This window comes from Pseudomonas sp. MIS38, assembly GCF_019891575.1.
Taxonomy (GTDB): Bacteria; Pseudomonadota; Gammaproteobacteria; order Pseudomonadales; family Pseudomonadaceae; genus Aquipseudomonas; species Aquipseudomonas putida_A.
In genome coordinates this window covers 1-3,268 of record NZ_JAFLXF010000049.1, presented here as the reverse complement: position 1 = coordinate 3,268, position 3,268 = coordinate 1, and the positions used below count along the sequence as shown (strand labels likewise).

Sequence of the window (3,268 nt, the reverse complement as noted above, 5' to 3'; positions counted from 1 at the left end):
TGATAGGTTGGGTGTGTAAGCGCTGTGAGGCGTTGAGCTAACCAATACTAATTGCCCGTGAGGCTTGACCATATAACACCCAAGCAATCTGAATGCTCGAAAGAGACCAGATTGCGGTGTGTGAAGACGCAATGAACCGAAAGTTCGCGATGCTCACAAAACACCTGTATCACATACCCGATTTGCTGAAGCGAGGCCAGCCGGTCACGAGTCAGTACCCGAATTTCTTGACGACCATAGAGCGTTGGAACCACCTGATCCCATCCCGAACTCAGAAGTGAAACGATGCATCGCCGATGGTAGTGTGGGGTTTCCCCATGTGAGAGTAGGTCATCGTCAAGATTAAATTCCGAAACCCCAATTGCGAAAGCAGTTGGGGTTTTGTTTTGCCCGCAGGAAAGTGGTGCGCTTGATTTCTATGCAATCGCCCGGCTCATGGCTATTATTCGGACCTCATTGTGAGGCGAGACCTGCATGCTGACGTTGTTGAATCTATTAAAGGATGGTCGATTCCATTCCGGCGAGGCTCTGGGGGTTACCCTGGGAATCAGTCGAAGTGCGGTGTGGAAGCAGCTTCAGCATCTTGAGGCTGAGCTCGGGTTGTCCATAAACAAAGTCCGGGGCAGAGGCTATCAACTGGCTGCACCCTTGACGCTCCTCGACCCCCTGAAGATTAGTGCCTTAGCAGCGGTTTGGCCGATTACAGTCTTTGATTCCATCGATTCCACTAACGCAGAGGCGCTTCGCGCGATCAATCAGGGTCGAGCGGCGCCGTTTCTGGTATTGGCCGAACGACAGATTTCCGGTCGCGGTCGCCGAGGCCGCAAATGGGTAAGCCCTTTTGCTGAAAATCTCTACTACAGCCTGGTCCTGCGCATTGAAGGTGGCATGCGCCAGCTTGAGGGCTTGAGTCTGGTGGTCGGTTTGGCTGTTATGCATGCCCTGCGAAAGCTGGGGGTGGCGGGCGCAGGATTGAAGTGGCCCAACGATGTGCTGGTCGGGAACAAGAAAATCGCCGGTATTCTTCTTGAGCTAGTAGGGGATCCGGCAGATGTTTGCCATGTGGTGCTGGGTATAGGCATTAATGTGAACATGCAGGTTGCTGAGGAAGTTGACCAGCAATGGACGTCAATTCGACTCGAGACGGGTCAAACCTGCGATCGCAACGTCTTGGTGGCTGAGCTGAGCGACCAACTGCGCGGTTATATCCAGCGTCATCAGGTCCATGGTTTCTCTGCGTTCCAGGAGGAATGGGAAAAGGATCACATGTGGCAAGGTCGCCCGGTTTCTTTGGTTGCGGGCGTTAGTCATATAGAAGGCGTAGTGCTTGGTATTGATAGCCAGGGTGCGCTGCGCTTGAAGGTGGGCGGCGTGGAAAAAGTATTTAGTGGTGGTGAGCTCAGTCTGAGGTTGCGTGATGATTCTTGAGCTCGACTGTGGGAATAGCTTTATCAAGTGGCGCGTATTGAATACGGCTGCTGGCGGTCTTTTCGCGGAAGGTGTTGTCGACTCGGATCAAGCTCTGGTGGATAGCTTGTGCGCATTTGAGAACCTGTCGTTGCGCAAATGTCGGTTGGTCAGCGTAAGAACCAGCGAAGAAACTGCTGCGCTCACCCGAATTCTCGAGCAGACGTTCTGCATCTCGGTCGTGTGCGCCAAGTCGGCCAGTGAAATGTCTGGTGTCAGGAATGGCTATGACGACTATGAACGCTTGGGACTGGATCGCTGGTTGGCGATGCTCGGTGGCTTTCATCTGGCTGCCGGCGCCTGTCTGATTCTGGATTTTGGCACTGCTGTGACGGCCGACTTTATTAATGCCGAAGGTGAGCACCTTGGGGGATTCATTTGCCCAGGAATGCCCTTGATGCGTAACCAGTTACGTACGCATACCCGGAAAATCCGTTATGGGGACTTGGCTGCCGAAAAAGCGTTGACGAGCCATGCTCCGGGGCGCAGTACCGTCGAGGCGGTGGAGCGAGGGTGCTCTTTAATGTTGAGAGGTTTCGTTCTGACCCAGATGGAAATGGCTCGATCCTATTGGGGGGAGCGCTTTGCTGTCTTTATTACCGGTGGCGATGCTGGATTGGTGGCGGACGTCGTGCCTGATGCTCGGATCGTCCCTGACCTGGTATTTGTAGGGTTGGCGATGGCGTGTCCTTTAACTTGAGGTTTGTATGCGTTGGTTGTTCCTGCTGCTCGTTGTTCTCAATGTGTTCTATTACGTCTGGCATCAGCAGGAGGCGCCCTTGCGTGCAAAAGATGTCACTCCTCTCAGCATGTACCGCGGGTCCCAGCAAGATATTCGCTTATTGAGTGAGGCGACTGGTGACTCGGCGGGAGTGCAAGGCGCGCGCCATGCCGGACAGGAGTGTCTGTTTTTGGGTGGTTTGACTCAAGAAAGCAGCCTTTCCGCGCTACAGATGCGTCTAGCGGGCATGAGTGTGAAGGTTCAGGCATCGCAAAAGGATCTTCCCGAGCCTGGATATTGGTTACGCATTGCGCCCGAGAGCCAGCGTTTATTGGGGGATGTGCAGTTGCAGAACCTTTCCAAGGAATTCAATGAGTTAAAACATAAAATAATGCTGTGTGAGGGGGTTGCACCGCTGGAATAGTTTGCATAGAATGGCGCCCGCTCCACAGCGAACACCTAAACAGGTTGTCCAAGTAGAGCGGTGTCAACGCAGCTAACCTCAGGTTTTTAATGAGAAAATGCTTGACAGAAGGTCGGCATAGTATAGAATGCCGGCTCGCTTAGGAGGGGTTCCCGAGCGGCCAAAGGGATCAGACTGTAAATCTGACGTCTACGACTTCGAAGGTTCGAATCCTTCCCCCTCCACCATTTTTAGCGTGAGCTGCAAGCTCCGCGGGTATAGTTTAGTGGTAGAACCTCAGCCTTCCAAGCTGATGATGCGGGTTCGATTCCCGCTACCCGCTCCAAGTTTGCAGGTTGTGCAAAGTGTTACGCTCTTGTAGCTCAGTTGGTAGAGCACACCCTTGGTAAGGGTGAGGTCAGCGGTTCAAATCCGCTCAAGAGCTCCATATAACAAGGCAGATATGAAAATATCTGCCTTTGTTTTAATGGTAGATATCGTTCGTCTAATTCTTCTGTTGAGGGTGTTATCGATGGCTAAGGAAAAATTTGATCGTTCCCTGCCCCACGTCAACGTAGGGACCATTGGTCACGTTGACCACGGTAAAACCACTCTGACCGCTGCTCTGACTCGCGTCTGCTCCGAAGTTTTCGGTTCGGCCGTAGTTGAATTCGACA

4 protein-coding genes, 3 tRNA genes and 1 rRNA gene are annotated in these 3,268 nt (G+C 52.8%); all 8 read left to right on the top strand.

All coding sequences use genetic code 11. The features are described 5' to 3' along the window. Positions 1–226 precede the first annotated feature (226 nt). Positions 227–342: ribosomal RNA gene (rrf, locus tag J1G18_RS27775) — 5S ribosomal RNA — on the top strand. Positions 343–474: 132 nt separating this feature from the next. Next, positions 475–1,428, top strand: coding sequence for a bifunctional biotin--[acetyl-CoA-carboxylase] ligase/biotin operon repressor BirA (birA, locus tag J1G18_RS27770; RefSeq protein ID WP_098965873.1), 954 nt, complete (start codon positions 475–477; stop codon positions 1,426–1,428). After that, positions 1,418–2,167, top strand: a complete 750-nt coding sequence (locus J1G18_RS27765; RefSeq protein ID WP_098965871.1) for a pantothenate kinase — start codon at positions 1,418–1,420, stop codon at positions 2,165–2,167. Before birA ends, J1G18_RS27765 begins: the two co-directional genes overlap by 11 nt. Before the next feature lie 7 nt (positions 2,168–2,174). Then, a complete protein-coding gene (locus tag J1G18_RS27760) occupies positions 2,175–2,612 on the top strand; it encodes a hypothetical protein (protein ID WP_027614313.1) in 438 nt (145 codons plus the stop codon). A gap of 142 nt (positions 2,613–2,754) precedes the next feature. Further along, a tRNA-Tyr gene (locus J1G18_RS27755) sits at positions 2,755–2,839 on the top strand. Between the two features lie 24 nt (positions 2,840–2,863). Then, positions 2,864–2,937, top strand: a tRNA-Gly gene (locus J1G18_RS27750). Positions 2,938–2,963: 26 nt separating this feature from the next. Continuing rightward, positions 2,964–3,039, top strand: a tRNA-Thr gene (locus tag J1G18_RS27745). Between the two features lie 84 nt (positions 3,040–3,123). Then, positions 3,124–3,268, top strand: a 145-nt coding sequence (locus tag J1G18_RS27740; RefSeq protein WP_232895364.1) for a GTP-binding protein, incomplete at its 3' end; no start/stop codon positions are given.